21 protein-coding genes are annotated in these 24,337 nt (G+C 55.7%); 7 read left to right on the plus strand and 14 right to left on the minus strand.

All coding sequences use genetic code 11. The annotated features are described in order from the left end of the window. Window positions 1-42: 42 nt before the first annotated feature. On the minus strand, window positions 43-597 hold the full coding sequence (locus H6F67_RS07795) for a Dps family protein (protein ID WP_190765023.1): 555 nt from the start codon (window positions 595-597) through the stop codon (window positions 43-45). A gap of 362 nt (window positions 598-959) precedes the next feature. Between H6F67_RS07795 and H6F67_RS07800 the strand changes: the two genes are divergently transcribed. Both H6F67_RS07800 and H6F67_RS07805 read left to right on the plus strand, forming a co-directional pair. After that, window positions 960-1,316, plus strand: coding sequence for a hypothetical protein (locus tag H6F67_RS07800; protein ID WP_190765024.1), 357 nt, complete (start codon window positions 960-962; stop codon window positions 1,314-1,316). Window positions 1,317-1,385: 69 nt separating this feature from the next. Then, window positions 1,386-2,438 carry a spore photoproduct lyase family protein gene (locus H6F67_RS07805; protein ID WP_190765026.1) on the plus strand — a complete coding sequence of 351 codons (1,053 nt, stop codon included), beginning with the start codon at window positions 1,386-1,388 and terminating at the stop codon, window positions 2,436-2,438. Between the two features lie 57 nt (window positions 2,439-2,495). On the opposite strand, the gene H6F67_RS07810 is transcribed toward H6F67_RS07805, so the two are convergent. Both H6F67_RS07810 and H6F67_RS07815 read right to left on the minus strand, forming a co-directional pair. Further along, on the minus strand, window positions 2,496-3,956 hold the full coding sequence (locus H6F67_RS07810; RefSeq protein WP_190765028.1) for a tetratricopeptide repeat protein: 1,461 nt from the start codon (window positions 3,954-3,956) through the stop codon (window positions 2,496-2,498). A 72-nt stretch (window positions 3,957-4,028) separates the two neighbouring features. Continuing rightward, on the minus strand, window positions 4,029-4,703 hold the full coding sequence (locus tag H6F67_RS07815) for a phosphoribosyltransferase (RefSeq protein WP_190765030.1): 675 nt from the start codon (window positions 4,701-4,703) through the stop codon (window positions 4,029-4,031). Between the two features lie 185 nt (window positions 4,704-4,888). On the opposite strand from H6F67_RS07815, the gene H6F67_RS07820 reads away from it, so the two are divergent. Beyond that, a complete protein-coding gene (locus tag H6F67_RS07820; RefSeq protein ID WP_190765032.1) occupies window positions 4,889-5,590 on the plus strand; it encodes a uracil-DNA glycosylase family protein in 702 nt (233 codons plus the stop codon). Here the strand turns inward: H6F67_RS07820 and H6F67_RS07825 are convergent. The 3 genes from H6F67_RS07825 to H6F67_RS07835 form a co-directional block, all read right to left on the minus strand. Then, window positions 5,587-6,360 (minus strand): exosortase-dependent surface protein XDP2, encoded by a 774-nt coding sequence (locus H6F67_RS07825; protein ID WP_190765034.1) that lies wholly within the window; start codon window positions 6,358-6,360, stop codon window positions 5,587-5,589. The two genes, H6F67_RS07820 and H6F67_RS07825, sit on opposite strands and share 4 nt — an antisense overlap. Window positions 6,361-6,506: 146 nt before the next feature. Continuing rightward, window positions 6,507-7,934 carry an NCS2 family permease gene (locus H6F67_RS07830; RefSeq protein ID WP_190765036.1) on the minus strand — a complete coding sequence of 476 codons (1,428 nt, stop codon included), beginning with the start codon at window positions 7,932-7,934 and terminating at the stop codon, window positions 6,507-6,509. Window positions 7,935-8,018: 84 nt separating this feature from the next. Next, window positions 8,019-8,792: a DUF429 domain-containing protein gene (locus H6F67_RS07835; RefSeq protein ID WP_313926782.1), complete on the minus strand. Its 774-nt coding sequence runs from the start codon at window positions 8,790-8,792 to the stop codon at window positions 8,019-8,021. Between the two features lie 213 nt (window positions 8,793-9,005). On the opposite strand from H6F67_RS07835, the gene H6F67_RS07840 reads away from it, so the two are divergent. Continuing rightward, window positions 9,006-11,111: a hypothetical protein gene (locus H6F67_RS07840; RefSeq protein ID WP_190765038.1), complete on the plus strand. Its 2,106-nt coding sequence runs from the start codon at window positions 9,006-9,008 to the stop codon at window positions 11,109-11,111. Window positions 11,112-11,202: 91 nt separating this feature from the next. Here H6F67_RS07840 and H6F67_RS07845 read toward each other — a convergent pair whose 3' ends face one another. The 3 genes from H6F67_RS07845 to cobA form a co-directional block, all read right to left on the minus strand. Further along, the gene (locus H6F67_RS07845; protein WP_190765040.1) at window positions 11,203-11,763 is read right to left on the minus strand and encodes a hypothetical protein; all 561 of its coding nucleotides are present in this window, start codon (window positions 11,761-11,763) and stop codon (window positions 11,203-11,205) included. A 94-nt stretch (window positions 11,764-11,857) separates the two neighbouring features. Continuing rightward, complete coding sequence (gene coaE / locus H6F67_RS07850) at window positions 11,858-12,481, minus strand: dephospho-CoA kinase (protein ID WP_190765042.1); 624 nt, start codon at window positions 12,479-12,481, stop codon at window positions 11,858-11,860. A 24-nt stretch (window positions 12,482-12,505) separates the two neighbouring features. After that, window positions 12,506-14,014: a uroporphyrinogen-III C-methyltransferase gene (gene cobA / locus H6F67_RS07855; RefSeq protein ID WP_190765044.1), complete on the minus strand. Its 1,509-nt coding sequence runs from the start codon at window positions 14,012-14,014 to the stop codon at window positions 12,506-12,508. Between cobA and H6F67_RS28475 the strand changes: the two genes are divergently transcribed. The 3 genes from H6F67_RS28475 (at window position 14,013) to H6F67_RS07870 (ending at window position 18,817) form a co-directional block, all read left to right on the plus strand. After that, window positions 14,013-17,639, plus strand: a complete 3,627-nt coding sequence (locus tag H6F67_RS28475; protein WP_190765046.1) for a DUF4912 domain-containing protein — start codon at window positions 14,013-14,015, stop codon at window positions 17,637-17,639. The genes cobA and H6F67_RS28475 overlap by 2 nt on opposite strands. 69 nt (window positions 17,640-17,708) lie before the next feature. Beyond that, window positions 17,709-18,098 (plus strand): ChuX/HutX family heme-like substrate-binding protein, encoded by a 390-nt coding sequence (locus H6F67_RS07865; RefSeq protein WP_190765048.1) that lies wholly within the window; start codon window positions 17,709-17,711, stop codon window positions 18,096-18,098. Further along, the gene (locus H6F67_RS07870; RefSeq protein ID WP_396797742.1) at window positions 18,050-18,817 is read left to right on the plus strand and encodes a DUF6816 family protein; all 768 of its coding nucleotides are present in this window, start codon (window positions 18,050-18,052) and stop codon (window positions 18,815-18,817) included. Before H6F67_RS07865 ends, H6F67_RS07870 begins: the two co-directional genes overlap by 49 nt. On the opposite strand, the gene tsaB is transcribed toward H6F67_RS07870, so the two are convergent. The 5 genes from tsaB to miaB all read right to left on the minus strand — a co-directional run bounded on the left by tsaB (window position 18,814) and on the right by miaB (window position 24,028). Beyond that, window positions 18,814-19,449 (minus strand): tRNA (adenosine(37)-N6)-threonylcarbamoyltransferase complex dimerization subunit type 1 TsaB, encoded by a 636-nt coding sequence (tsaB, locus tag H6F67_RS07875; RefSeq protein ID WP_313926783.1) that lies wholly within the window; start codon window positions 19,447-19,449, stop codon window positions 18,814-18,816. The two genes, H6F67_RS07870 and tsaB, sit on opposite strands and share 4 nt — an antisense overlap. An 8-nt stretch (window positions 19,450-19,457) precedes the next feature. Beyond that, entirely contained in the window at window positions 19,458-21,176 is a 1,719-nt protein-coding gene (locus tag H6F67_RS07880; protein ID WP_190765052.1) for a WD40 repeat domain-containing serine/threonine-protein kinase, read from the minus strand. Window positions 21,177-21,181: 5 nt separating this feature from the next. Next, window positions 21,182-22,273 (minus strand): redox-regulated ATPase YchF, encoded by a 1,092-nt coding sequence (ychF, locus tag H6F67_RS07885; RefSeq protein ID WP_190765054.1) that lies wholly within the window; start codon window positions 22,271-22,273, stop codon window positions 21,182-21,184. Window positions 22,274-22,360: 87 nt separating this feature from the next. Beyond that, complete coding sequence (locus H6F67_RS07890; RefSeq protein WP_190765056.1) at window positions 22,361-22,585, minus strand: hypothetical protein; 225 nt, start codon at window positions 22,583-22,585, stop codon at window positions 22,361-22,363. 57 nt (window positions 22,586-22,642) lie between these two features. After that, window positions 22,643-24,028 (minus strand): tRNA (N6-isopentenyl adenosine(37)-C2)-methylthiotransferase MiaB, encoded by a 1,386-nt coding sequence (gene miaB / locus H6F67_RS07895; RefSeq protein WP_190765058.1) that lies wholly within the window; start codon window positions 24,026-24,028, stop codon window positions 22,643-22,645. Between the last annotated feature and the right edge of the window lie 309 nt (window positions 24,029-24,337).

The following is a 24,337-nucleotide window of genomic DNA, read 5'->3' on the forward strand; positions in this document are numbered from 1 at the left end:
CTATACGCCCCTGTCAGTTCAATCAAGGCATCAAGTTAATTCCTATTTGGAATTGGTCGTCGAGCCGACGGGAGTTTTGCTTTCTTCGTAGGGGTTGCTGTGCACGGTTTCGATCGGCTCACCATCCACAAACGATCGCAGCATCCACGCCATTTCTTCGTGTGCTTCCATCAGTCCGGTGAGGAAGTCAGCCGTACCTTCATCATGGAAATCATCCGAGCAGGTGTCGATGTGCTGGCGCAGCGTGCGGATGATGTGTTCGTGGTCGCTTTGCAGACGTTGAATCATTTCAGTCGCCATTGGGATATCGCCCGGATGTTCCTTGAGCGAACCGACTTCAACAAATTCACGAGCCGTTCCCAAGGGGAAGAAACCAAGGGCGCGGGTACGTTCGGCGATCGCATCAATGTTTTGCGACAGCGCTTGATATTGCTCTTCTAACAAGGTATGAACCGATTGGAACTGCGGCCCGGTCACATCCCAGTGATATTTCTTGGTTTTAATTTGCAGCAAATAGGAATTTGCCAAATTTTCGTTCAGCAATTTGCAAACGCCTTCGCGCTGCTCGTCGCTCAAACCGATATTTACACGTCGCATGGGCATCGCTGAAATTCCCGTTTCGTTAACTAACTTCATTTATTAGTTGACCGAATTTTCCCTACTTCCGCCATCTATCAACTGAGAGATCATCGAGCGTGGATTTTTTGATGGATTAACCCCTTTGGAAAGAGGCAAGCCAGGCGATCGACCCTCAGTCAAACTTATGCGGCTCGTTCCCGTAGTTTTTGGATTGATGAGTGTATAGAAGAACACAAAAATGACAGGCGATCGCCCTACCGAAACGGTGAAGTTTGCCGTACTCAAACCCTACCTTAAAATGGCGGAAATCCGCTTGCCGTGCGCCTTTCAAACCTTTTGCGATCGGTCACAATAGAACTATAGAAGAGCTTTCCAGCAGTATGAGAATTCAGTCATCGGTACTCGTTCATCTCGGTTACGGTAAGTATGTGCGATCGGATCAGGTGACTTCCGTGCTTCCCATTGACGAAGATCGCGGCCCCGGTCGTCGGACGTTTGTGCATGTGCAGGGTCAGCAAGATCCGCTGGTGGCTTCGCGGGCGGAAGATTCGATCGTGCGCGATCTCGTCCAAGAGCCGCGCGAGGTTACGCAGTCACGCCAGCAGCAAGAGATTCTCAGCGATTTGCTCACTGAGTTAAACAACGTCAATGCCACTGTTCGCCGCATTGCTCGCGACGAGGGCGGACTTGACCTAGAGCGCCTAGAGCGTCGTATCCGCACCGTTCTCGAAGAGTAGTTTGATTGTGGGCTGAAGCATTTTCCGCCTTCAGCCCAATCGCTTCACTCGTCCTTTATCGATTTTTTCATGCAAGCTTCTACGATCGATCGCTCGTCCACTCGTCCGACTCGTCTCTGGATGCCGGAGCGCGTCGTATTCACCCCCGCCGCCCTGGAGCAGCCCTGGGGTCAGCAGATTTTGGAGCGCGTTCAGGCGTTGAATTTGCCTGTTGAGGAGTTGCCGCGCAACCGCTTGACCGGAGTGCGGGGCGAAGATGAGCGCGAGACTTATGCGATCGCCAAGCGTACCTTTGCCGTTGTGACGGCTCCACCGAGCCAGTTGAAGCTCAGCCCAATTCCGCCGTCTGCCGACTGGCAGTTTCACCTGGCGGAGGGCTGTCCCGCCCACTGTCAGTATTGCTATTTGGCCGGAAGTTTGTCTGGCCCGCCTGTGATTCGCGCTTATGCGAATCTGCCACAGATTCTTGAGAATTTAGGCGGCTACGAGAACAAAGCGCAGACGAGCTTTGAGGTAAGCTGCTACACCGATCCGCTGGGAATCGAACATTTGACCGGAAGTTTGGCCGAGTGCATTCGCTATTTTGGCACGCGCGATCGCGCTCAACTGCGCTGGGTGTCGAAGTTCGATGCGGTTGATGGTCTGCTCGACCTGCCGCACAACGGGCGGACGCGCTGTCGAGTCAGCGTTAATGCTGCCCCCATTTCGACCAAGCTTGAAGGCGGCACGGCCACTGTTGCCAATCGGCTGCAAGGACTGCGGAAGCTGGCTCAGGCGGACTATCCGATCGGTTTGGTGATTGCGCCGATTATGCCTGTGGAAGATTGGGAGCAGCACTACCGCGATTTGTTTGACGCGATCGAGTCTGCTTTAGACTTCGATTGCGATCTCACCTTTGAGCTGATTTCACACCGCTTCACGCCCGGATCAAAGGAAGTCTTACAGTCCTGGTATCCCAACAGCAAGCTTGATCTGGACGAGGCAGGCCGCGTAATCAAGCGCAACAAGTTCGGCGGCGTCAAGTATGTGTATGACGGCGAGACGATGAAGACGCTAAAGGCGTTCTTTGAGCGCGAGATCGATCGCCGCTTCCCGCAAGCCAAGATTTTGTATTGGACGTGATGCATTAATCTCCGTAGGGGCACGGCCTTGTCATGCCCTTACTCATCCTTCAGCCTGCTATCGATAAAACTCGACTTCATTTGGCAACAGACGGACGTGATAGCCGCTTAAGAAGTCTTGTCCGAGCAGCGCTTCCACCTCGGACGGCGCGATCATCACCTCAATGTCTTTGGCGATCGCGCCGCCAACCGCGATCGATCGTACCCAGCCCGAATCAAACTCGACATATCGCCCATCGGCCAGTCGTCCCCACGCGCGTCCGGTGGGCTGAATGTTGAGGGCATACGCCATTTTTTGCGAAATGAGCGATCGCCCCGCCCCGGTATCTAGCACGACATCAAAGGTATATTGACCGTTGAACACAGCTTCAATTACGGGAATGCCGCCGATGCGATATTTGATTGGGACGCGAATGATCGCGGCTTCTGCGGCTGCTTTTGCTTTTTGGGTGTCTCGCAGTGAATTCGCTTGCGCCAAGGCTTTTTGATGCATCGCCGCATCGCTGCGATCGAACCAGATCGAAGCGGCCTGCTGATAGTCGGCAATGCTGCCGTCCAGTTCGCCCATTTCTTGCTGAACAGAAGCTCGCGCAAAGTAAGCAGCGGCATTTTGGGGCGCAATTCCGATCGCATTGGAGTAGTCCTTAAAGGCGTTTTCCCAATCGCCTGCTCGTCCATGCGCCTGAGCGCGTTGCAGGTACAGTTCGGCGTTGCTGCTGTCCTCGCGAATCAGCGTGGTGAAGTCAGCGATCGCGCCTGCCGCATCACCGATCAGCGATCGCACAATTGCCCGCTGCATTTGAATGTCGCGATTTTTGGCATCGAGCTTTTGCGCTTTGGTGATCGTGGCGATCGCCGCTGCTGCATCACCCAATTTGGCCTGAACTTGACTGAGCAAGCAAAGTGCTTCAATGTGATGCGGCTCCAGGTTCAGCAGCCAGGTTAAATCAAACTGAGCCTCTTGATAGTTTCCCTGCTCAATTTTCGATCGAATTTTCTCCAAGAAATCCGGTATGGAAACGGGATCAAACGTGAATTGGCGCGGAGCAGGCAGAACGATTTGAGTCGATTGCCGCTGAGATTCCAACCGCTGCAACGTCTGAATTTGATCGAGGCAAAGTCGCGCATGGTCTTTGTTGGCTCGATCGAGATGAAGCTGGGCGGCTTGCTTGTAGGCAGCGATCGCGTCGGCGAATTTTTCCTGCTGAGCGTAGGCTTTGCCCAAAAGCTGATAGGCCGCAGCGGATTTTTCAAGCTGAAGGGCGCGTTGAGCATCCGCGATCGCCTGTCCGGGATTGCCCTCGATCAAATACAGCATTCCGCGCTGCAAAAACGCTGCCGCTGTCGGCTTAAATCGAATCGATTTGCTGTAGTCGGCGATCGCATCGGCAACGCGATTCAGCTTGGCGTGAATGCGACCGCGCTGATAGAACGCATCCGGGTCTGGAGTTTGGCGCAGCTTTTGATCGAGCGCGTTCAAGGCTGCCACCAAATCGATCGAAGGTTCCGATAAGCTCATAGGCCGAACTCCACATCTTTTTGAAGTCTCAGCGATGACTTCAGGGATTGTCAATGATTTTTCGCACAGCGGTCAGGGAGCAGACAGTCCAGCATTTTGACGAGTCAAACACGCGATCGCTTCTTCCATGCTCACTTGCGGAAACGCCGTATAGAAGCGGCTGACGCTGCTAAATTGACTGGGTGCGGTGAGAACAACGACGCGATCGCCCCACTGCTGCAACAAATTCAGCATCCGCAGCGGCGCAACCGGAGCGCAAATCAGCAGGGCAGCAGGATGTTTGTGGCGCAGGGCGCGGGCAGCAACAGCGATCGTCAAACCCGTAGCAATGCCGTCATCTACCAAAATGGCGATCGTCCCTGCCAGATCAATTTGCGGGCGCAGCGGGGCGAACTGCTCAAGCTGATCTTTGGCTTTGGCTTGTGCCTCAGTCAATGCGGTGCGCCACGACCCGGACTGCCAAAGTGTGAAGGTCTCCTGACGCGATCGCAAAATATGTCCATCAGCGGTGACGGCTCCGATCGCCAATTCCGGATTTTCGGGGCGCGTTACTTTTTTGGCAACGATCACATCTAGCGGACAGTTCAAGGCTTGGGCGATCGGGGCGGCAACGGGCAAACCGCCTCTGGGCAAGGCACAGACGATCGAACGCGCCACAATGCCCAGCTTGTCCACTTCGGCGCGAACTGCCTCGGCAAGCTGCACCCCAGCATCATGTCGGTCGTCAAATCGCAGCGATCGAGCCATTGCACTTCCTGTCAGATACTTCCGATCATGCCTGATTCGCGATCGAACGGTATCTCTCTGTAACAATCCGTCTTGCGGAGCGCGATCGCGCAGGCAACCCAGGTTCTAGAATGGATAAGCTCTACCGTAGCGCGATCGGTTTGATAGACTGCCGACACTCAACACCCGTAGTTTTTGCGATCTCTATGCCTCCTTCCAACGAAGCGAACCAAATCGATTTATTTAACCTGGCAGAAGTTGCAACCCCGACTCCTGCTGTCGATTTCGATGCGATTCCGACCAGTGCTGCTGTGCCGATTCCGCCAGGAACATATGAAACGTTGGAACCGATCGTGACGCACTGCAATCAGTGTCATCGCTGCCGACTGGGTGAGACGCGCACTCATGCGGTTGTGGGTCGCGGCAATCCCAAAGCGCCGATTATGGTCGTGGGTGAAGGGCCAGGGCAAAATGAAGACGAAACCGGACTGCCGTTTGTGGGACGCGCTGGACAACTGCTCACCAAAATTCTTGAATCGGTTCGGCTTGGCGATGACGACATCTACGTCACCAACATTGTCAAGTGCCGCCCGCCCGGAAACCGCACGCCAGAAGCAGATGAACTCGCGGCCTGCCGTCCCTATTTGATCGAACAGATTCGCCTGGTAGACCCCAAGATCATTCTGTTGACGGGAGCCTCTGCCGTGCGCGGCTTGACCGGAGACAAGCGCGGAATCACGAAAATTCGCGGCCAGTGGATCGAGTGGGAAGGACGACTGTGTATGCCTGTGCTGCATCCGGCTTATCTGCTGCGGAATCCTTCGCGTGAGCAGGGAAGCCCGAAATGGCTGATGTGGCAGGATATTCAGCTTGTGCGACAAAAGCTTGACGAAATTCGATCGAGCTAGACCGATCGCCCCCGTCCCCGTCGCGATCGCAGCAGCAATCCGCCCGCGATCGCTAAACCTGCAATCATTCCCGGTTCTGGAACCGAAGCCGTTCCCACCACTTTGAAATCTGCACCGTTGTAGTCGGCATTGCTGGTGACGCGAATGCTCGAAATTGGAGCGGAAACGCCCAAGTCGCTGAGCCGAATGCCGATCGATCGAACAGGCTGGGCGCTGTCAATCTCTGTTGTGTCGAGCGTGAAGTTGGCTGGTTGCCAGGTGTCGGAGGAAAGCGTTATCAACTGACCGATCGGATTGCCCGCCGAGTCGATCGCCTGCAAATCCAGCTTGCTGTTGCCGCCGCGCTCCCAAAACAGCAAATTGGAGACAGGCGAATCAAAGCCAAGATCGATCGAAAATTTGCCGAAATCTTCGCTGTCCAAAATGCTGCTGAGATAGCGATTTCCCAAAGATGCGACAACATCAGCATTGTCGATCGCCTGCTCAGCCAGTCCGACCGTCGCCTGGTCGCCCAAATCGGAACTTGCCCCGCCTGTATCTCCGCCAGTGTAGCGGTCGTTAAACAAAATGTTGGCGCGGTTCACCAGGGAAAAATTGCCGATCGTTCTGTTATTGTCCAGCGCGATCGAATCGAGAAAAATATCTTCAGTCGGCAGATTGCCGCTGTAGCGAGTGGTGAAAGAAAACTCAGCCGCTTGTGCCGAACCGATCGCCGCAGCCAGCAGGCCAGCGGTGCAGAGCGCGATCGAAACGGTCGGATGCAGCTTCATCAGTTCTTAACAGGTTGCCTGACGATTTTACTGAAGCATTTGACCGTCATGCTAGCGAATTCGACTGACAAAAACAACCGCGATCGCAATGGCTGCAACATTGGGAGGCGAGGAAATCATGCCTCCCAATGTTTGTGATGCTTAAGCTATGCCTGCCCAAATCGCAGCGTCATAAACACAAAGCGAGCCACGAAAATTGCAGCGATGACCCAAGTGGCGATCGGCACTTCGCGAGCTTTGCCCTGAAAAGCTTTGACAACCGGATAGAAGATAAAGCCGATCGCCAGTCCTTCTGCGATCGAGTAGGTGAGCGGAATCATGAACACGGTCAAAAAGGCAGGAATCACTTCGGCCATGTCGCCCCAGCGAATTTCGCGCACCTCGGCCAGCATCATTGCGCCGACGATTACCAAGGTGGGCGTCGTGGCAAAGGCAGGAATGGCGCTGAACAGCGGAATGAAAAACAGCGAAATCAGGAACAGCAGCCCGATCACGACAGCCGTAAATCCAGTGCGTCCGCCTTCTGTCACGCCCGCTACCGATTCGACGTAGGCCGTGACGCTGGACGTGCCGAACAAGGGTCCGACCGTGCTGCCCACTGCATCCGACATTAAGGCGCGATTGGCGCGGGGCAGTTCGCCATCTGCGCCGATGTATCCCGCTCGCATTCCGACTCCGGTGAGTGTCCCGATCGTGTCAAAAATGTCTACAAACAAAAACACCAGCAGCACAGCAAACCAGTCGAGGAAGTTTCCGGCGTTGAGATTTTGCAGGCCAGCGATCGCCTGGCCTGCAATGTCAGTGGGCAGCGGCGGCACCGCAAATAACCCGGTCGGCCAAGGCGAAACGCCCAAGATCCAAGCGAGTAGCGCGGTGGCAAAAATGCCGATCAGCAGTGCGCCTCGCACCTGCCGGACGATCAGGGCGGCGGTGATGAACAATCCAGCGATCGCCATCAGGGTATTTGGCTGCGTTAAACTGCCAAGTGCAGTTTTGGTGGCTTCATCCGCAACAATCAGTCCGGCTCCACCCGCCTGCACATCTCCAGACAAGCCAATGTAAGCGATGAATAATCCGATGCCGCCCGCTGTGGCGTGTTTGAGCGAGGCAGGAATCGCCAAGATCAGCAGGCGGCGAATGTCGGTGAAGGTCAAAATGATAAAGATGATTCCCTGCACGAAGACGCAGGACAGGGCGAGTCGCCAATCGATTCCCAGTCCCAACACAACTCCGTAGGCAAAGAAAGCATTCGTGCCCATGCCCGGAGCAAGACCAAACGGATAGTTGGCAAAAAGCGCCATCACAAACGTGCCGATCGCCGCCGAAATCGCCGTTGCAAAGGCAATTTGCGGAAATAGATCGCCCGACTCATTCAAGAAAATGGCGTTGGACAAAATCAGCGGGTTGACGACGAGAATGTATCCCATCGTCATAAAAGTTGTCACTCCGGCTAGAATTTCGGTTTTGAGGTTGGTTTGGTAAAAATCAAACTGAAACCGACGGGCGATCGCGCCCTGCCAACCGCTCTGCTCCGGTTCCGGTGGCCTCGGTTGAACGTCTAAATTACTGCTCATTCAAAATTTCCTTCGAGTCGATGCGGACTGCACCAGCGATTACCAGCGTTTGATTTTACAGAAATGCTGTTTGAAACACTGCGTTCAAAACAACATTTTGGGGGTTGGCGCAGAGCTAGGAGCGATCGCCAGCGGCACGACGATATAGCCTTCGGTGGCATCGCCCAAAACCAGATTTCGATTGAGTCCCCAATACCACCAGTGCGCTGCCACATACGCGCAAATCAAGCTGTCAAGTCGATCTTCCAAATTTTTCAAGGCTGTGCCCGTGCGGGGAATTTCGGGTAGGTCGGCCTCTGTGATTTGCAGGCTTGGCTCAAGCTGCGGCAGCACGTCGAGAATGAGCGATCGCAGCTTCAAAAGTTCAGCAGCGCGATCGGCCAAGCGGCCTTTTTTGTATTTGAGAATGCGATCGAGGCCAAACAAATTCACGGTCGCCGGATGGGGAAACACTTCGATTTGATAGCGTCCGAGCGTTTGCGGAGCGATCGTCGGAGCATGAAGAAAGCCGCGAGCCTCTAGGCTGAGTCCCAGCCCGACCGTGCGATCGGCAAACGGACGATTGAGATTGGCCGGATAGCAGCCTGCATGATATTTGCCAAAATGCTGATGCGTGAGGCGATCGGGCAGCCGCATTCCCGTTGCGTTTGGAATCAAGGTCGGCGCATCAACGGCAATTAAAGCAGGCGCATCGCTTTCGGTTTGCGCGTCCACCCAGGCAAGAATGTCAGCCACCGCATCGAGCCGCCGCAGATCCTGAAGATGCAGCTTATTCTCCTGCCAGCGCAGGCAGCAAAGGCCGCTCGGTTGCGATCGCCAGCCAAAATCAATCCCCAAAAACTGCATTGTCGCTTTCATTCCGTTCACTGCATCCTCGCATTTTGTGCTTTATCAAATTCTCATGTTGATACGATTGCAATCTCGGCAAGGCTGAGATAGTTTATTGAGGACTTTCACCAGTCGCACCATTCAAGTGGCGATCACGCAACCGCCGAAATTGCAGCGGCAGGCGCATTTGAAGCTCAAGTGGTGCAGTTGGGTTCGCGCTGCAAGGTTTCGATCGAGGTTGACATGCGAGATTGGGAATTTCTGCTGCAAAAAGAAGGCGATCGATCGTGGCTGCCGCTAGAGTCTCCGACCGTTGAGATTTTGGAAGGCCGCTATCGCGTGGTGGCACAATCGCGTCGCGAGAATGCCACTGTTGAAATTCGGATTGTGCATCAATCGCTCGATGACAATCCGTCTCGACGTCGCCTGCAAATGCGATCGGCACAAACCAACGATCGCGGCTTGGTCGTAGTCATGCCCTACACGCACCTTCAGCCTGGACGCTGGGAGCTGCGCGCCCAAGGCGACTTGATGGCCGATATGCTGGGCGAAAGCTGGCAGGCCACTGTGGAACTTCAAGTGTTTGCCCAAGAAGCCGATTGGGAATGGCCGCAGACGAATCAACCCGCTGCAAATACCGCGCAGCCTTCGGAGTTGGTGGCGGTTGCTGCCGCTGAAGCGCTGCCGCTGCCGATCGAATCTGCGGTTGCCCGATCGTCTGGGGAGCGCGCTGCGGCGCTACAGTCTGACGCCCGCATGCCAGAACCAGAAGCGATTCCGGCAACCGTTGCTGAAGCGGTTCAGCGGTTTGATGAACGCTCGGTCGAACCCGATCGCCTTTGGGAAGCGGCGGATGCTGTGAATCAAGCGATCGCGCCACAGGCTGAACCAGCCGCACCTCAACCCAGCTTCAATCCATCGCCAGAACCAACTGATCTCGCCAGCCTGAGCGAACTGCGGCTGCTGCTGACGCAAACCAGCTTTGTGGCGCGACCTGGTGAACTGCTCAAGCTGCACGGACAGATTGCAGCCTCCACCTCGGCAATTCCTCCTGGCCTGACGATGGAAGTGGTGTTGCGCGATCCGCAGCAGTCGCAGGTGTTGGCTGAAGTGCGCGAACCGCTTCCGGTGCAGTCGTTGCCGCTGCCGTTTGAATGCGAAATTGAAATTCCAAACAACGCACAGACGCATCTGCTGCTGGGTGAACTGACGATCGCCACCGCAACTGGAGCGATCGTGGCGCGGTTCTCGTTCACCGTCACGATCGCGCTAGAGCAACTGCTGGCAACGCTCAACGGCAACTTACCGGAAGCCGACTGGCTCCAGCCGCCGCTTCAGTTTGCCGAGCCAGAAACGCCCGATTTAAATTTGTCGCTGCTCGATCTGGTTGGAACGCCGAAACCAACGCAGTTCCAAGCACTCCAGCCGACGAATTCGCCTGCCATTCCGCCGCAACTGGTTCAGCCCGAACCGACTCGCGCCCCCAAACCGCTTCAGCTTCCGTTTGCCGATCGCACTCGTCCTCGTCCTGTCGAAGCTGCTGAAATTCAAGAAGCCCAGCGATCGACTGACCCCAATCCGCTGCCTGCTCTTGAACCAGAGGTCGCCCAATCGACTGCAATCGAGCCAGCTACCCCAGAACCGCTGGCGATCGAACCTGTAGATCTGCCGATGGAGCTGCCGATGGAGCTGATGATGCCGTCTGACCCGATTCGATCGCCGCTCGCGCCGCCTGCTCGCTGTGAAGATGCGGCTTTTCGATCGCTCAATCTTCAGCAGCGCTTTTGGTCGCGGCTCAATTCGCTTGCCTCGGATGATGAGCTTTCCGGCTGGCTGGGCAAAGCTTCTCCAGAGCAATCGGGAGCAAACCACTTGCCCGAAGCGGATGCTGAAGTTGCCGCGCAAGAATTTGTGGTCGAAGATGAATACCCGATGCGCTCTGCACCGTCCGCTCCGATCGAGCCGTCATCAATGGTGGTTCCTGAAGAAGAAGCAATTCCACTGCCGGAGCTTGAACTGCCACCCGGAGAATTAACGGCGGGTGCAGCCCTGTTGCTGCGCGTCAAACTGCCAGATGTTGCGCCGCGCATCTACGTGAAGCTGTGGCTGCGCGATGCTCAATCGCGATCGCTGCTCGATGGCCCCCGCTGGCTTGTCGATTTTGCTCCGGATGGACACGGTAATTTGGAAGCGCGGCTGTCGCTCAAGGTTCCGTTTGGCTGCGTTGAGTTGCAGTTTGAGGCGATCGCCGTTGAAATGGCAACGCAGCGCGAAAGTCACAAATCGATCGCGCTGCGTCCGGTTGTGCCGCCGGATTTGTCGGTGATGTCGGTCGATCTCGATTTTTAGCACGCAGATCCCCTGTGTCCCCCTTAGCAAGGGGGAGAGTGCCTGGTTTGGCTCCCTGGCGGGGGAGGATCAGTGCCTGTTGAAGCACACGCTAGCTTGATTCGCCAAATCGTCCCCGCCGCTTGCGAGCTTCCATTGCTTTTTCCAGCAGATCGAGCAGTCCGGGCGCTTCTTCTTGCAGCGTCAGCAGCAGGCGTTCGCCCGTGTCAATGTCGCCCGGATCTTTGCCCGTTTCCATCACGGTTTGCAAACGAGGCATCGCCATTTCATCAACAATTTGCACCAAACCTTGCAAGCAGCGATTGAACTGTCGCTGTGTCAGGTCAGCATCTTCGAGCGGAAATTCGATAATGGCACGGATTTCGCCATCGGTCGGATCATATTCCCATTGCAGCATTTTGGTTTCCCAGGAAATGCTGAGCATCGTTTGCAAAATCGCTTCTTTGTACTCGTGGTCTTTGACGCCGCTGAGGACGCGAGGCGCAAACAGCTTGAAAAATTCGCCGTCCTCGTCAAGCTGCACCACGATTAAAAAATCGTCAACATTTTCAACATAAGCCGTTGTGACGATGCGCGATTTGTCTTCGTCGATGCGATAGTCCCAGCCGAGATCATCAAGGTAGAGCGCAATTTGGTTTAGCGTTGCAGCCATTCCCGTTTCCCTTCCAAATTTCCTAGATCAGAGTGGCATATTTGACGCGATCGCGGTAGAGGTGCGGAGTGTGGAAGAGCGACGGTTCAACTGGTCACCTGTCCGCCACGATCGCGCGATCGACCTGCTCAAACAGCGCTTCGAGCGTGAAGCGATTGTCCAAAATTACATCTGCACGATCGAGCTTTTTTTCGATCGGCATTTGGCTGTCGATGCGGGCGATGATTTGACTGAGATCGAGTTGATCTCGTTCTTGCAGGCGAGCGATTTGCTGCTGAGGAGTCGATCGCACCACCCAAATTTCGGTGACTAAATCGGTCATGCGAGCTTCAAATAAAAGCGGCACGACAAGAACGGCAACGGGTTTTCCTTCGGCAGCCAGCGATTTGAGTTTGCAAACGAAGCGATCGCGCACAAACGGGTGGATTTGCTGCTCGACCCACAATCGTTCGGCACTGCTGCTGAAAATGACTTGGGCAAGGCGGGCGCGATCCAGGCTGCGATCGGGCTGGAGAATGCTGGCCCCATAGCGTTCGACGATTTCCGCCAGAATGGGTGAATGAGGAGCGACGGCTTCGCGAGCAAAAATGTCGGCGTCAAGAATCGGTAGATTGTAAGCAGTGGCAAGGTAGTTAGAGATTGTTGTTTTACCCATCCCGACGCCACCTGTCAGGCCAATGATGCGGCGGAGTGGATCGGGAGGAAACCGATTGACCATAGCGATGCAAAAAAAGAAACACGATCAAAAGCTTCTTTCATCTTGCCTGACTGAATCAATATCGATCTGCTGGGCGATCGCCTCCGTCAAGCCTGCCAGCGTGTAAGTGGTCGCCTCAACATCCACGCGCCCCAAACAGCGCTGACAATCAGCGGAAGTTTGCGGCCCGATCGAAGCTACGATCGGCAATTTCGGTAAATTTGCCCAGTCCACCAGCTTCGCAAAGCACTTCACCGTCTTGGAACTGGCAAACGTCACAATATCGATTTGGCCGGACATCAGCGCATCGGCAACGGCAGGATCGATCGATCGCGGACAAGCTGACTGATAGGCTGGAACTTCCGTGACGATCGCGCCCGCTGCCGAAAATTCCTGCATCAGCACTTCGCGGCCACCCGACTCGACACGCGGAAACAGCACTTTCAATTCAGTCAGCGGATCGGGAAAATGCGCGATCAGCGAATCGGCCACGAAATCCGGTGGAATAAAATCTGGCTGAAGTCCGCGCTGCTGAAGGCTGGCAGCAGTTTTTTGGCCGACAACGGCAATTTTGAGACCAGCCAGAGCGCGGACATCTTGACCGGACTGGAAGAGGCGATCGAAAAAATAATCCACACCGTTTGTCGAGGTGAGAATTAGCCAGTCAAAGCGGCTCAAATCAGCCAGTGCGCGATCGAGCGGCTCCCAGCTTGACGGCGGCTGAATTTCGATCGCAGGCATTTCAATTACGGTTGCGCCCTGCGCCTCCAGCAGCGTCGTAAACTGGCTGGACTGGCTTGCCGCACGAGTCACCAAAATTGTTTTGCCGCTTAGCGGTCGAGGAGCAGGCATCAGATAAGGCCGCAGATTCACCACTTCTCCGATGATAATCACGGCGGGTGAAAGCGATTGGCCTGCGGTCGTTCGAGCGATCGCCCCCAGCGTTCCCGTCCAAATTTGCTGCTGCGGCTGCGATGCCCACTGCACGATTGCCACAGGCGTTTCCGACGATCGGCCTTGAGCTTGCAGGCGATCGGTGATGTCTCCCAGATGCTTTGCGCCCATCAAAATCACGATCGTATCGAGGCGGGCGAGGGCTGACCAGTCGATCGCGTCCAAGTCATGAGCACTCAACACGGCAAAGCAGCGGCTCAAGACCGGATCGGTCAGCGGAATACTAGCTAAGAGTGGTGCGGCCAAGGCTGAGGAAATTCCTGGCACAACTTCAAATCGACAGCCCGCCTGCTGAAGCGCTTCAATTTCGGCACTCGCCCGTCCAAAAATGAAGGGATCGCCGCTTTTGAGCCGGACGACTTGGCGATCGCGGCCATGCTCGACCAGCAGCCGATTAATCTCTGCTTGCGAAGCGCTGGGTTGGCCGCCTCGCTTGCCCACGTCGAGCTTGAGGCAATTGGGTGGCACGAGTGCAAGCAGAGCGCTATCTACCAGCGCATCGTAAATGAGCACTTCGGCCTGTGCGAGAAGTTGCTGAGCGCGAACGGTGAGGTAGTGCGGATGGCCGGGACCAGAGCCGACGAGAGCAACGAATCCCATGAAGGCGTTGGGGGGTTGGGCGATCGAACCGGATGCGATTCAAGATACAGCGATTTGGGCATTAAAATATGAGCGATCGCCGCTCGATAAAAATCAGGATGGTACACTCTTCGTAGCCATCCTACGGTTGAAACTCAAGCCTTGTGCAAAAGCTTTGTACGAAACCGTGTTTTGCCGTTCGATTCGAGTTGCCCCTTGCGTTGAGTTCCCGACTATGGTTTCTAAGAAAGACGCTTCGGTCGTCCTCCTGGCATTACTGGTTGCTTTATCTGCCGCACCTCGATCTGCCGAGGGGCAAAATGCCGCTTTGTCAACTTCACCTGTGTTCGCGTCTGCACCTTCCAGTTTTCCTTTGCCGAGCGCTGTGCCAAGCGGAACCACCGTGCGCGTGGATGGCTCAGACAGCATGAGCGCGATCAATCAATCGCTCAAGCAAGCCTTCGAGCAGCAATACACAGGCACAACGGTAAATTTAGCGGCGACAGGAACCGATGCTGCTTTGCGATCGCTGCTGGCCGAGGAAATTGATTTGGCCGCTGTGGGGCGATCGCTGACGCCTCAAGAAAAAGCGCAAGGTTTGGTCGAAACGATTCTGAGCCGCGAAAAAATCGCGATGATCGTCGGGGCAGACAATCCCTTTGCCAAAGGCTTGACTTCAGAACAGTTTGCCCGCATCTTCCGAGGCGAAATCACCAACTGGTCGCAGGTCGGCGGCGAAAATTTGCCAATTCGCTTTCTCGATCGCCCCGACAGCAGCGACACGCGATCGGCACTGGGCAACTATCCGGTCTTTCAATCGGCTCCCTTCCAAACGGGTCGAACGGCCACACAGCTTGACCAAGACAGCACAGCGGCGATCGTCGATCAGCTTGGACGCGACGGCATCAGCTATGCGCTTGTCTCGCAGGTGCAAAATTTGCCCAACGTTCGCATCTTGCCGATGCACAACACGCCACCGACCGATCCGCGCTATCCGTTTTCGCAACCGCGTGGCTATGTCTATCAACAGTCTGCCTCGCCTGCTGTCGCAGCGTTCTTGGGCTTTGCGGGTTCTGCGGCAGGTCAAGCGGCGATCGCGGCTGCCAACACCGCTGAAACCGCTTCTGGTGCGGTGACGGCATCGCCGACGGACACTGCGGCAGGTGGCGCGATCGCCCCGACGGACACTGCAACCGCACCTGCAACCAGCGAAACGACTGCCGCCGCACCTGCTGAGGCTGCTCCGCCACCCACTGGACTAGCAACCGATACGGCTACTCAGACGACAGGATTACCTGGCTGGCTGTGGCTGCTGCCCTTGATATTGCTGGGGGGTGGCCTTTGGTGGCTGTTGCGGCAGCGTCGGCAAACTGAAGCGGATCCGCCTCCGGTCGTGCGTTCCACCACTCCGCCGCCCACCCCGCCGCCTGCACCCATCCCAGCAGTTGACGATTCACCCAGCCTCGCCGCTCGCACCGAATCGATTATTGCGTCTGACCGTGCCGCACGATCGCCGCTCGCGAACGAACCCGATGCGTCTTCACCCGCCGCGATCGATCCTCCTCCGCCAGCAGTCAATCCGCTGGGTGCAGCGGCACTGGCAGGCGGAGCAATTTTTGGGGCAGGCGCGATCGCTGATGCCATGCACGAAGCTGATGAAGAAACCGAACCTGTCTTGGATGTGACGCCCGACAGCGATGTGAGCGGTGATGCTTGGGCAGATGCGCCCGGTGAAAATTTCAACACGGTTCCGCTAGCTGCCTCGGACGATCGCCTGGTTGATTCGGCTGTGCCCGAAGCGATCGCTGACGATCCGCTAGTTCCGCCTGCTGTTGAGCCGATCGCCGCTGATTTAGCCGCTGACTCAGTTGAGATGGAATCGACTGAAGTGCCGATCGATCCGGTGATTGCGGCTTCGCTGACGAATGCGATCGCTGCGACGGAAGAACCTAATGTTGCTGCTGCACCCGAAACGGCAGAGCTGGACGCTGCCAATTTTGCCGCTGTCGAACTGCCCGAAGAACCGCTGATCGCTCCGGAAATTCCGCCTGCGATCGCAGACGAAGCCATTGCCGCCAGCGAACCAGAAATACTTGAGCCATCCGGTGATGCTGCGACGCTTGCCGCAGTGAGTGGATTGGGCGCAGTCGCAGCAGCAAATCTAGCCAACCAATCTGCTGAACCTCTGGAAGCGATCGAACCTGTAGAGGCGATCGAAGAGGAAGCGATCCTGCTTGACCCGCTGCCGATCGAATCGGTCGGAGATGTGGACGAACTGACGCTTGCCCCAGAGCCGATCATTGACTCGATCGATCCGGTTGCGCCAGAGCCAGATATTGTGCTGATTTCAACGGCTGATCAGGTTGCGATCGATCCGCCTGCCGAGCCTGAATCTGAACTAACGCTGGATGAAACGGCGATGCTCGATGCGATCGAAGATGAAGTCGAAGCGCTGCCGCTGCCCGAAGAAGTTGCCGCTAGCGAATCGGAACCGTCGATCGATTTGTCGGAACAGATGATCTTGGCAGGCGGTGCGGCCTTAGCAATGGGCGGAATGCGAATGGTCGGCGGCGATCGTGAGCAGTCGGCGATCGAAGCCGCTCGGTTTGACGTGGGAACGACTGAAGATGACGCGCTCGATTTGTCTGCCGTTGATGCTGACCTGCCCGATCTGCCAGAAGGCTACGGCGAAAGCCGCATTGTGCTGATGCCCCGCGATCCGCAATGGGCATATGCCTATTGGGATGTGCCCAACGATCACAAAGCGGCTTTACGCAGTCAGGGCGGCACACGGTTGGCGGTGCGGCTGTATGACGTGACCGATTTGGATTTGGCAACGCAGCGACCGCACAGCTTGCAGCAGTATGAATGTGACGAACTGGCTCGCGATTGGTATTTGGCCGTTCCGGTCAGCGATCGCGACTACATTGCCGAAATTGGCTACGTGACCGAAGATGGCCGCTGGCTGATGCTGGCGCGATCGGCTCCGGTTCGCATTCCACCCGTCTATCCGTCTGACTGGTTTGAAGATCAGTTCTTGACGATCGAATGGGAAGAAGACTTGCAGGGCAAGACGTTCCTGGAACTGATTCCGCCAGAGCAAAAAGCCGCCAGAGCCGTCAGCAGTCCGGTCTACAGCCAGATTTTTGATTTGGCGCAGTCGATCGAAATGCAGCGGATCGCCGGATCGCTGTTCGGCTCGATGCAGCAAGTTCCCCAATCCGTAATTAGCTCGTTCATCTTCCCCTCTGGCGTCGGTCAGTGGGCGGCTCCGTTTGAACTGCTGCCGCTACCGACTCCATCCGGCATGGGAATGTCGGGAATCGGCATGTCGGGCGTTGGCTTCTCTGCGTCGATGCCGCCAATTCGTCCGCGCCAGTTCTGGCTAGTTGCCGATGCGGAACTGATTGTCTATGGGGCAACGGAACCGGATGCCACCGTGACGATCGGCGGACGCCCGATCAAGCTCAACCCGGACGGCACGTTCCGCTTCCAAATGTCCTTCCAAGATGGCCTGATTGACTTTCCGATCATGGCCGTTGCCGCCGATGGCGAACAAACGCGATCGATTCACATGGAATTCACCCGCGAAACGCCAGAGCGGAATACGAATACAAAGGATGAAGCGATCGACGAGTGGCCTTAGTTCCGGCGTTTGGGGTTAGTCAGCAGCCTGCTTCTAACCCCCAGGTAACTTTTTTATCTCAAACTTTCCATGTCCCAACTGTCAGAATTTCTCGAAGCCTGCGAAACCCTTGGCCTGCTGCGGATGATCGTGACGAGCAACGCGGCTGTGCTGGAAGTGCGCGGCTCGATCGAAAAGCTCTTCTATGCCGAACTGCCGAAAGGCCACTACGCCAACATGCATCAGGAAGGCTTTGAATTTCACCTCAACATGGATCGCATTACGCAGGTGAAATTTGAAACCGGAGAAGCCAAGCGCGGCAACTTCACCACCTACGCGATTCGCTTTTTGGACGATTCGGGCGAACCTGCGCTGAGCTTGTTTTTGCAGTGGGGCAAGCCCGGAGAATATGCGCCCGGACAGGTCGAGGCGTGGCACAGTCTGCGCGATCGCTACGGCGAACAGTGGCAACCCGCATGATCCGCAAAGCGTTACTGAGCCTGATTTGTAGTGCGATCGTGCTGTTCTGGAGTGGAATTGCTGTTGCCAGTCCACTCAGCGATCGACTTGCTCAATTTCCCGACTGGCAAACCAAACCGCCTGTGCAAGCGGCAAAAGGCGATCTTGGCTATCCTGACTGGTTTGCAGGTGATTGGCAGGTGACAACGACGCTGATCGATTTGGCTGCGCCGATCGCCCCGGATGTCGTTACGCCCGGATTCGAGAGCAATCGCGCTTACCTAGATCAGCCCATTCCGTTTGCTGTCCGATTTGTCAAAGCTGGCCGACAGTTGGTCTCCGATCGCGCCTACAACGGCTTGAATTTGGCAAAGGCCTATCTGGGCGATCGCTCGGTTCTTGCTGTGAAAGTTGATCCGAGCAATCCGAATCGGCAAATTACGATTCTCAGGGGCGATCGTCAACTCGTTTCTACCGTGACGGGACGCGCTACCGAGTCACCCAACGCCGAAACGTTTCTCACCAGCGAAGTGTTTCAGCAGGAATTTCGCGGCGCACCGCAGCTTTATTTCAACACGGTCGAAACTACCACCGCCTATCAGCACTTGGTCGGAACGCCGGAAATCACCGCCGATCAGGTGACGGCGATCTATCTCTCGCCCCAAGACCCCGATTATTTTAAGGCAGGCGATCGCCCCGTCGCCCTCTACCGCTATCGACTCGAATTTCAGCGCGGTTAGGTAACGGGATGCTGACCGTAGAACGGCAGAGCGATCGACCAGTCAGGCCGCTCTCCGGCTTGGAATTGGGCGTGGGCGATCGCTAACAAATCCGTCACCGTTCCGCCTTGATTTTCCGGTGCGGAAATTAGCTTAAGCGGGCGCGACCAGTTTTTCTGACGCTCCTCCCATTCCGCAGCACTCATCACCGCATCAGGCAGCAGCGCAACAGGTTGGTTGTCTTCAATCGAATAGATCGCCGCAAACAGTTCGCCACGACTGGCAGGCATTTGGACGGCAATCTCGCGATCGCGAAGCGCTCCCCGAAGGGTATCGATCGCCAGATGCGGATACGCAATGGCCGCCAAACTCGACACCGCAAACAGCGGAATTTCCAACTGCTGCGCTAATGTCCGCGCCGTCACCATGCCGATGCGCGTTCCCGTAAAGCTGCCTGGCCCCTTGGAAACTGCAAGAAAGGCGAGGTCTTGCCACGATCGCGGCGCAAGAAATTCCTGCAAATGCACATGCAATTCGGTTGAAAGCGCCAGCCCTAAATTCCAAGTTTGCTGCCGCTGATCGCCTGCAAAATTGCTCAAGGCCAATCCGAGTTGTGGGCTGCTGGTGTGGAGGGCAAAACCGTAAATAGACATTGCTTTCATCAATTCTCGATAGGTTGCCAAAGTCGGATCGTGCTGTCTTGGCTACCGCTGAGCAGTCCGGTTTCGTGAAAAGCGATCGCGCTCACTGTGGCCGCATGACCTTTCAACACATCTTGAAGCTGACCGTCGCGCCAAAGTCGGATCGTGCTGTCATGACTGCCACTCGCGCACAAATTTTTCTGGACTGCAAGCGCCACAACAGGCAACAAATGACCTGTGAGCGATTGCCGCAAGCCGCCCGTATGCAGATGGCGCACTTGCAGCGATCGATCCCAACTGCTGCTAATCAAGGTATCGCCTGAGATGGCAATCGCTTCGACAGCGGCAGTATGAGGCATCAAAGTTCTGAGTGATTCCAACGTTTCGCTGTGCCAAATCGCGATGCTGCCGTTGGCAAAACCGCAGGCGATCGACTGATTTGCCCAAGCGATCGACTCGATCGGCTGTTCACAATCAAACGTGTGCAGCAGTTTTCTCGCGGCGAGATCCCAGAGTTTGAGTTGCCGATCGCGTCCACCGCTCACCAACCGCAGGCGATCGGGACTCAGCGCAATTGCCGTTACAGGTGCAGATTCGATCGTGAGAGTTTGCGATCGATCGTCTTGCCACACCAAAATTTTGCCGTCCAAACTGCTGCTGATTAGTAAATCATCCGCGAAGGCAAGTGCGGTAATCGGCTGCGTATAATTTTTGAGGGGCGATCGTTCCTCAAAATTTGGCAAACTCCAGCGGTGAATTGTGCCTTGACTATCGCCCGCTGCAAGCTGATTGGATTGAGTGGCGATCGCGGCGATCGGAGCTTTGGTTGAAATCCTGCGGACACAATCCCATAGTTGCGGCGGCAGTGGGGCGGGCTGCGACTGAACGATCGTTGCGCCAAAAGCCGAGATGCTCAACACCTGCATCACTTTGTTCGCGGACTGATAGCGCTGGCTGGCTGAATTTTGCAAAAGTCGATCGAGCGTGTCGGCCAAATTATCGCTGAGGTCGATCGCTGCGCTGCGCCAAATCCACGTGCCGATCGCGCTGTTGTACAAATCGAACGGCGCAAGTCCGGTCAAAAGCTGGATGCAAGAAACAGCGAGGCTGTAGAGATCGCTGGCGGGAATTGCTTTGCCGACAAGCTGTTCGGGTGCGGCATATTCGGCACTGCCCAGCACGGTTCCGGTTTTGGCAAGCGCAGATTTGGTCGCGTGTTTGGCCGTTCCAAAATCAACCAGCATCAGCGTGTGATCGCGGCGCAGGAAGTTGGCGGGCTTGATGTCGCGATGAACGACTTGGCGATCGTGCAGAAATTGCAAGAGCGGCAAAACCTCCTGCAACACTTCGCGCACCTGTTTCTCGCTGAAGGTTCCGGTTGCTTGCAGTTCGGTGAGGAGCGATTGCCCTTCGACAAATTCCTGCACGACGTACTGCTGCGACTCGCGCTCAAAGTAGGCTAGCAAATTTGGAATCTGCGGATGTTCGCCTAGCTGATTGAGTCGGGCGACATCTTGGCGAAACGTTGCCAGTTTTTCACCGACTGCGTACTGTTTGAAGACGACGCGATCGCCTGTTTGCAAATCAATTCCCCGGAGGGTGCTGCCAGATTCGGAGGTGAGGCGATTGCCAGCGAGGTAGCGATCGCCCAGTCGCAACCGAGTTCCGCAGGTTTGACAAAAGCGGGCATTGTCGGGATTTTGCGGCCTCGGACAGGTTCGATTCAGGCAAAAGCTCATTGCGCTTAGACGTTGAAGCGGAACAGCAGCACATCGCCTTCTTGCACAACATATTCCTTGCCTTCACTCCGCACCAAGCCTTTTTCTTTCGCCGCGCCCATCGAGCCTGTTGCCACCAAATCTTGATAGGCAACGGTTTCAGCTCGAATAAAGCCGCGCTCGAAATCCGTGTGAATGACGCCTGCGGCTTGTGGCGCGAGCATTCCCGCCCGAATCGTCCAGGCGCGAGTTTCCTTGGGGCCACTGGTGAAGTAGGTTCTCAGTCCCAATAATTCATAAGTAGCGCGAATCAGCGACTTCAAGCCGCCTTCTTCCACGCCCAGCGATTCGAGAAAATCTTTGACTTCTTCGGGTGAAAGCTCGATTAGTTCTGATTCCACCTGAGCCGACACGACAACCACTTGCGCGTCTTCCTGAGCGGCAACGCCGCGAACCTGCTCCACCCAGTCATTGCCCGTCGCCAAATCATCTTCCGAAACATTGGCGGCGTAAATAATCGGCTTGCGCGTCAGCAGTCCGAGCGGCTTAATCAAAATTTCTTCGTCTTCAGTCAGACTGACCGATCGCGCCTGCTTGCCTGCATCCAAAACCGCTTGCAGCTTTTCCAGGGCGGTCAGTTCTGCCTGTGCGTCTTTGCTGGTGCGGGCTTGCTTGCGGGTGCGATCGATTCGCTTTTCAATCTGCGACAAATCCGCCAGCGCTAACTCCAAGTTAATCACTTCGATATCGCGAACCGGATCGACCGATCCCGCCACGTGAATAATGTCGTCATCATCGAAGCAGCGAACGACATGCACGATCGCATCGACTTCGCGAATGTTGGCAAGAAACTGGTTGCCCAATCCTTCGCCTTGACTTGCACCCTTGACGAGTCCGGCAATATCGACAAATTCGACTCGCGCCGGAACGATTTCGGCTGAACTGGAAATGTCGGCCAAGACCTGCAAGCGCTCATCGGGAACGGCCACGACGCCCGTGTTGGGTTCGATCGTGCAGAACGGAAAATTGGCCGCTTGCGCTTTTGCGTTCGCCACCAAAGCATTAAATAACGTAGATTTCCCGACGTTGGGCAGTCCGACAATTCCGGCTCTTAACATTGCAGTTTCACTGACAGTAGATTCTCGGACGATCGACTCGCAATCGCCCCCCTCCCAGTTTGCCAGTTTTTAACGGCGATCGACTATTCACGCTTCCGGCGGCAGCGTCGTCGGTGTGGGAATCGGTTCGGGCGTTGGGGCGGGCGGCGTGGGATTCGGAGCCGGATCAGGATTGGGAATCGGCTCTGGCTGCGGGGCAGGATTCGGCAGCGGATCAGGGCTTGGCTCAGGTGGATTGGGAATGGCCGGAGGCTGCTCTGGTGGCTGAATTCCGGGAATCTGCGGTTCTGGAACGGCGATCGCAACCAACATGATCAATCTCCACAAACAGCAGATCTATCATCCAGGGCGATCGCGCCTTTCACATCCTCAGCAGGGCACAGAAACGAGCGGTTCCCCCGTCAAGCTAAACGGTCGCACAGTTGTAATCCGGACTTTCACCAGTTCACCTTTCAAAGTGGCAAAATCACCCGTGAAAAACGTCAGCCGATTGCCGCGAGTTCGTCCCATCACCTGCGTCGGGTCTTTCGGATTTTGGCCTTCCACCAAAACTTCTTCAATTCGGCCTTGATAGCGCTGCGATCGATCTGCTGCACTCACCGAGACGAGATGATTGAGTCGCTGGAGGCGATCGCGCTTCACGTCTTCACTCAGTTGATTGTCCCAAATCGCAGCGGGCGTATTCGGACGCGGCGAATAGGCGGCAGTGTTTACCAAATCGAAACCAATGTCTTCCACGAGTTTCAGCGTGTTCTCGAACTGCGCTTCGGTTTCTCCGGGAAAGCCGACGATCGCATCGGCGCTAATCGACGCATCCGGCATGTAGCGGCGGATCGTGTCGATGATGCGGCGATATTTCTCGTGCGTATAGCCTCTGCTCATTGCCTTGAGAATTTCGTTGTCGCCGGACTGAAAGGGAATGTGGAAATGCTCACAGACTTTCGGCAGTTCGGCACAAGCGCGAATTAGACGTTCAGTGAAATAGCGCGGGTGGCTGGTGGCGAAGCGGATGCGATCGATCCCTTCCACATCATGCACAAAATGCAGCAAATCCGTCAGCGTGTGCAGATGCCGACCTTCCGCTGTGGTTCCGGGTAGATCGCGGCCATACGCATCGATATTTTGCCCCAGCAGCGTAATTTCCCGGTAGCCTTGCTGCGCCAACTGCTCAATTTCCGCCCGAATTGCTTCTGGCGATCGCGATTGTTCCACACCCCGCACATTCGGCACGACGCAATAGGTACAGCGCTCATTGCAGCCGTAAATTACGTTTACCCAAGCGCTCACCGTACTATCACGGCGCGGCTGCGTAATATCCTCAACAATGTGAATCGGGTCAGTCGCCACGACCTGAGCGCCCTCAAACACCTGCTCAAGCAGATCGCGCAGGCGATTGGCGTGCTGTGGCCCCATGACCAGATCGAGTTCGGGTACGCGGCGCAGAAGAGCTTCGCCTTCTTGCTGAGCGACGCAGCCTGCAACAATCAGCGTCAAATTCGGTTGAGTGCGCTTGCGATCGGCCTGTCTGCCGAGATACGAATACACCTTCTGTTCGGCGTTGTCGCGAATCGTGCAGGTGTTGTAGAGCACCAAATCGGCGCTTTCGGGTTCGGCTGACCACTCGAAGCCCATTTCTTCGAGAATGCCAGCCATGCGCTCAGAGTCGGCTTTGTTCATTTGACAGCCGAACGTGGTGATGTGATAGCGGCGAGCAGGCGTAGATTCGCAAACAGCCGTAGATTCGCTAGCAGCCATAGATTCGCAAGAGATAAATGAATAAGCGCAGTTTTCTATTATAAGTTTTGCGATCGCTCAGTTGATGGCGTCTGGTCGATCGCCTTTCGTTCAAATTTCTCTCGCTTCATCAAAATTTGATTTGCCCTTCACAAAATCTACGCAAACTTCCGCAGATTCCGTGATCCTGGAACAAAAAAATCTTCTAATATCAGGTAGTGAAGTCACTCAATGACCGCGTTTTCCCTGTTGCTAAATTGATCGCCTGCATCGCGCCTAGCCAAACATTGCGCCTAGCCAAAGAAATAGGCGGATGCATGATGCGACTTT

The organism is Microcoleus sp. FACHB-1515, assembly GCF_014696105.1.
Classification (GTDB): Bacteria; Cyanobacteriota; Cyanobacteriia; order Elainellales; family Elainellaceae; genus JAAUTJ01.

What these genes read in the sequence shown, in the direction of transcription:
- H6F67_RS07810 (WP_190765028.1), bottom strand. Translation starts at nt 3,956, where the DNA reads ATGAGCTTATCGGAACCTTCGATCGATTTGGTGGCAGCCTTGAACGCG.
- coaE (WP_190765042.1), bottom strand. Translation starts at nt 12,481, where the DNA reads ATGGTCAATCGGTTTCCTCCCGATCCACTCCGCCGCATCATTGGCCTG.
- miaB (WP_190765058.1), bottom strand. Translation starts at nt 24,028, where the DNA reads ATGGCTGCTAGCGAATCTACGGCTGTTTGCGAATCTACGCCTGCTCGC.
- H6F67_RS07890 (WP_190765056.1), bottom strand. Translation starts at nt 22,585, where the DNA reads ATGTTGGTTGCGATCGCCGTTCCAGAACCGCAGATTCCCGGAATTCAG.
- H6F67_RS28475 (WP_190765046.1), top strand. Translation starts at nt 14,013, where the DNA reads ATGAAGGCGTTGGGGGGTTGGGCGATCGAACCGGATGCGATTCAAGAT.
- H6F67_RS07840 (WP_190765038.1), top strand. Translation starts at nt 9,006, where the DNA reads ATGCGAGATTGGGAATTTCTGCTGCAAAAAGAAGGCGATCGATCGTGG.
- H6F67_RS07865 (WP_190765048.1), top strand. Translation starts at nt 17,709, where the DNA reads ATGTCCCAACTGTCAGAATTTCTCGAAGCCTGCGAAACCCTTGGCCTG.
- H6F67_RS07820 (WP_190765032.1), top strand. Translation starts at nt 4,889, where the DNA reads ATGCCTCCTTCCAACGAAGCGAACCAAATCGATTTATTTAACCTGGCA.
- H6F67_RS07800 (WP_190765024.1), top strand. Translation starts at nt 960, where the DNA reads ATGAGAATTCAGTCATCGGTACTCGTTCATCTCGGTTACGGTAAGTAT.
- H6F67_RS07795 (WP_190765023.1), bottom strand. Translation starts at nt 597, where the DNA reads ATGCGACGTGTAAATATCGGTTTGAGCGACGAGCAGCGCGAAGGCGTT.
- ychF (WP_190765054.1), bottom strand. Translation starts at nt 22,273, where the DNA reads ATGTTAAGAGCCGGAATTGTCGGACTGCCCAACGTCGGGAAATCTACG.
- tsaB (WP_313926783.1), bottom strand. Translation starts at nt 19,449, where the DNA reads ATGTCTATTTACGGTTTTGCCCTCCACACCAGCAGCCCACAACTCGGA.
- H6F67_RS07815 (WP_190765030.1), bottom strand. Translation starts at nt 4,703, where the DNA reads ATGGCTCGATCGCTGCGATTTGACGACCGACATGATGCTGGGGTGCAG.
- H6F67_RS07830 (WP_190765036.1), bottom strand. Translation starts at nt 7,934, where the DNA reads ATGAGCAGTAATTTAGACGTTCAACCGAGGCCACCGGAACCGGAGCAG.
- H6F67_RS07825 (WP_190765034.1), bottom strand. Translation starts at nt 6,360, where the DNA reads ATGAAGCTGCATCCGACCGTTTCGATCGCGCTCTGCACCGCTGGCCTG.
- H6F67_RS07805 (WP_190765026.1), top strand. Translation starts at nt 1,386, where the DNA reads ATGCAAGCTTCTACGATCGATCGCTCGTCCACTCGTCCGACTCGTCTC.
- H6F67_RS07845 (WP_190765040.1), bottom strand. Translation starts at nt 11,763, where the DNA reads ATGGCTGCAACGCTAAACCAAATTGCGCTCTACCTTGATGATCTCGGC.
- H6F67_RS07880 (WP_190765052.1), bottom strand. Translation starts at nt 21,176, where the DNA reads ATGAGCTTTTGCCTGAATCGAACCTGTCCGAGGCCGCAAAATCCCGAC.
- H6F67_RS07835 (WP_313926782.1), bottom strand. Translation starts at nt 8,792, where the DNA reads ATGAAAGCGACAATGCAGTTTTTGGGGATTGATTTTGGCTGGCGATCG.
- cobA (WP_190765044.1), bottom strand. Translation starts at nt 14,014, where the DNA reads ATGGGATTCGTTGCTCTCGTCGGCTCTGGTCCCGGCCATCCGCACTAC.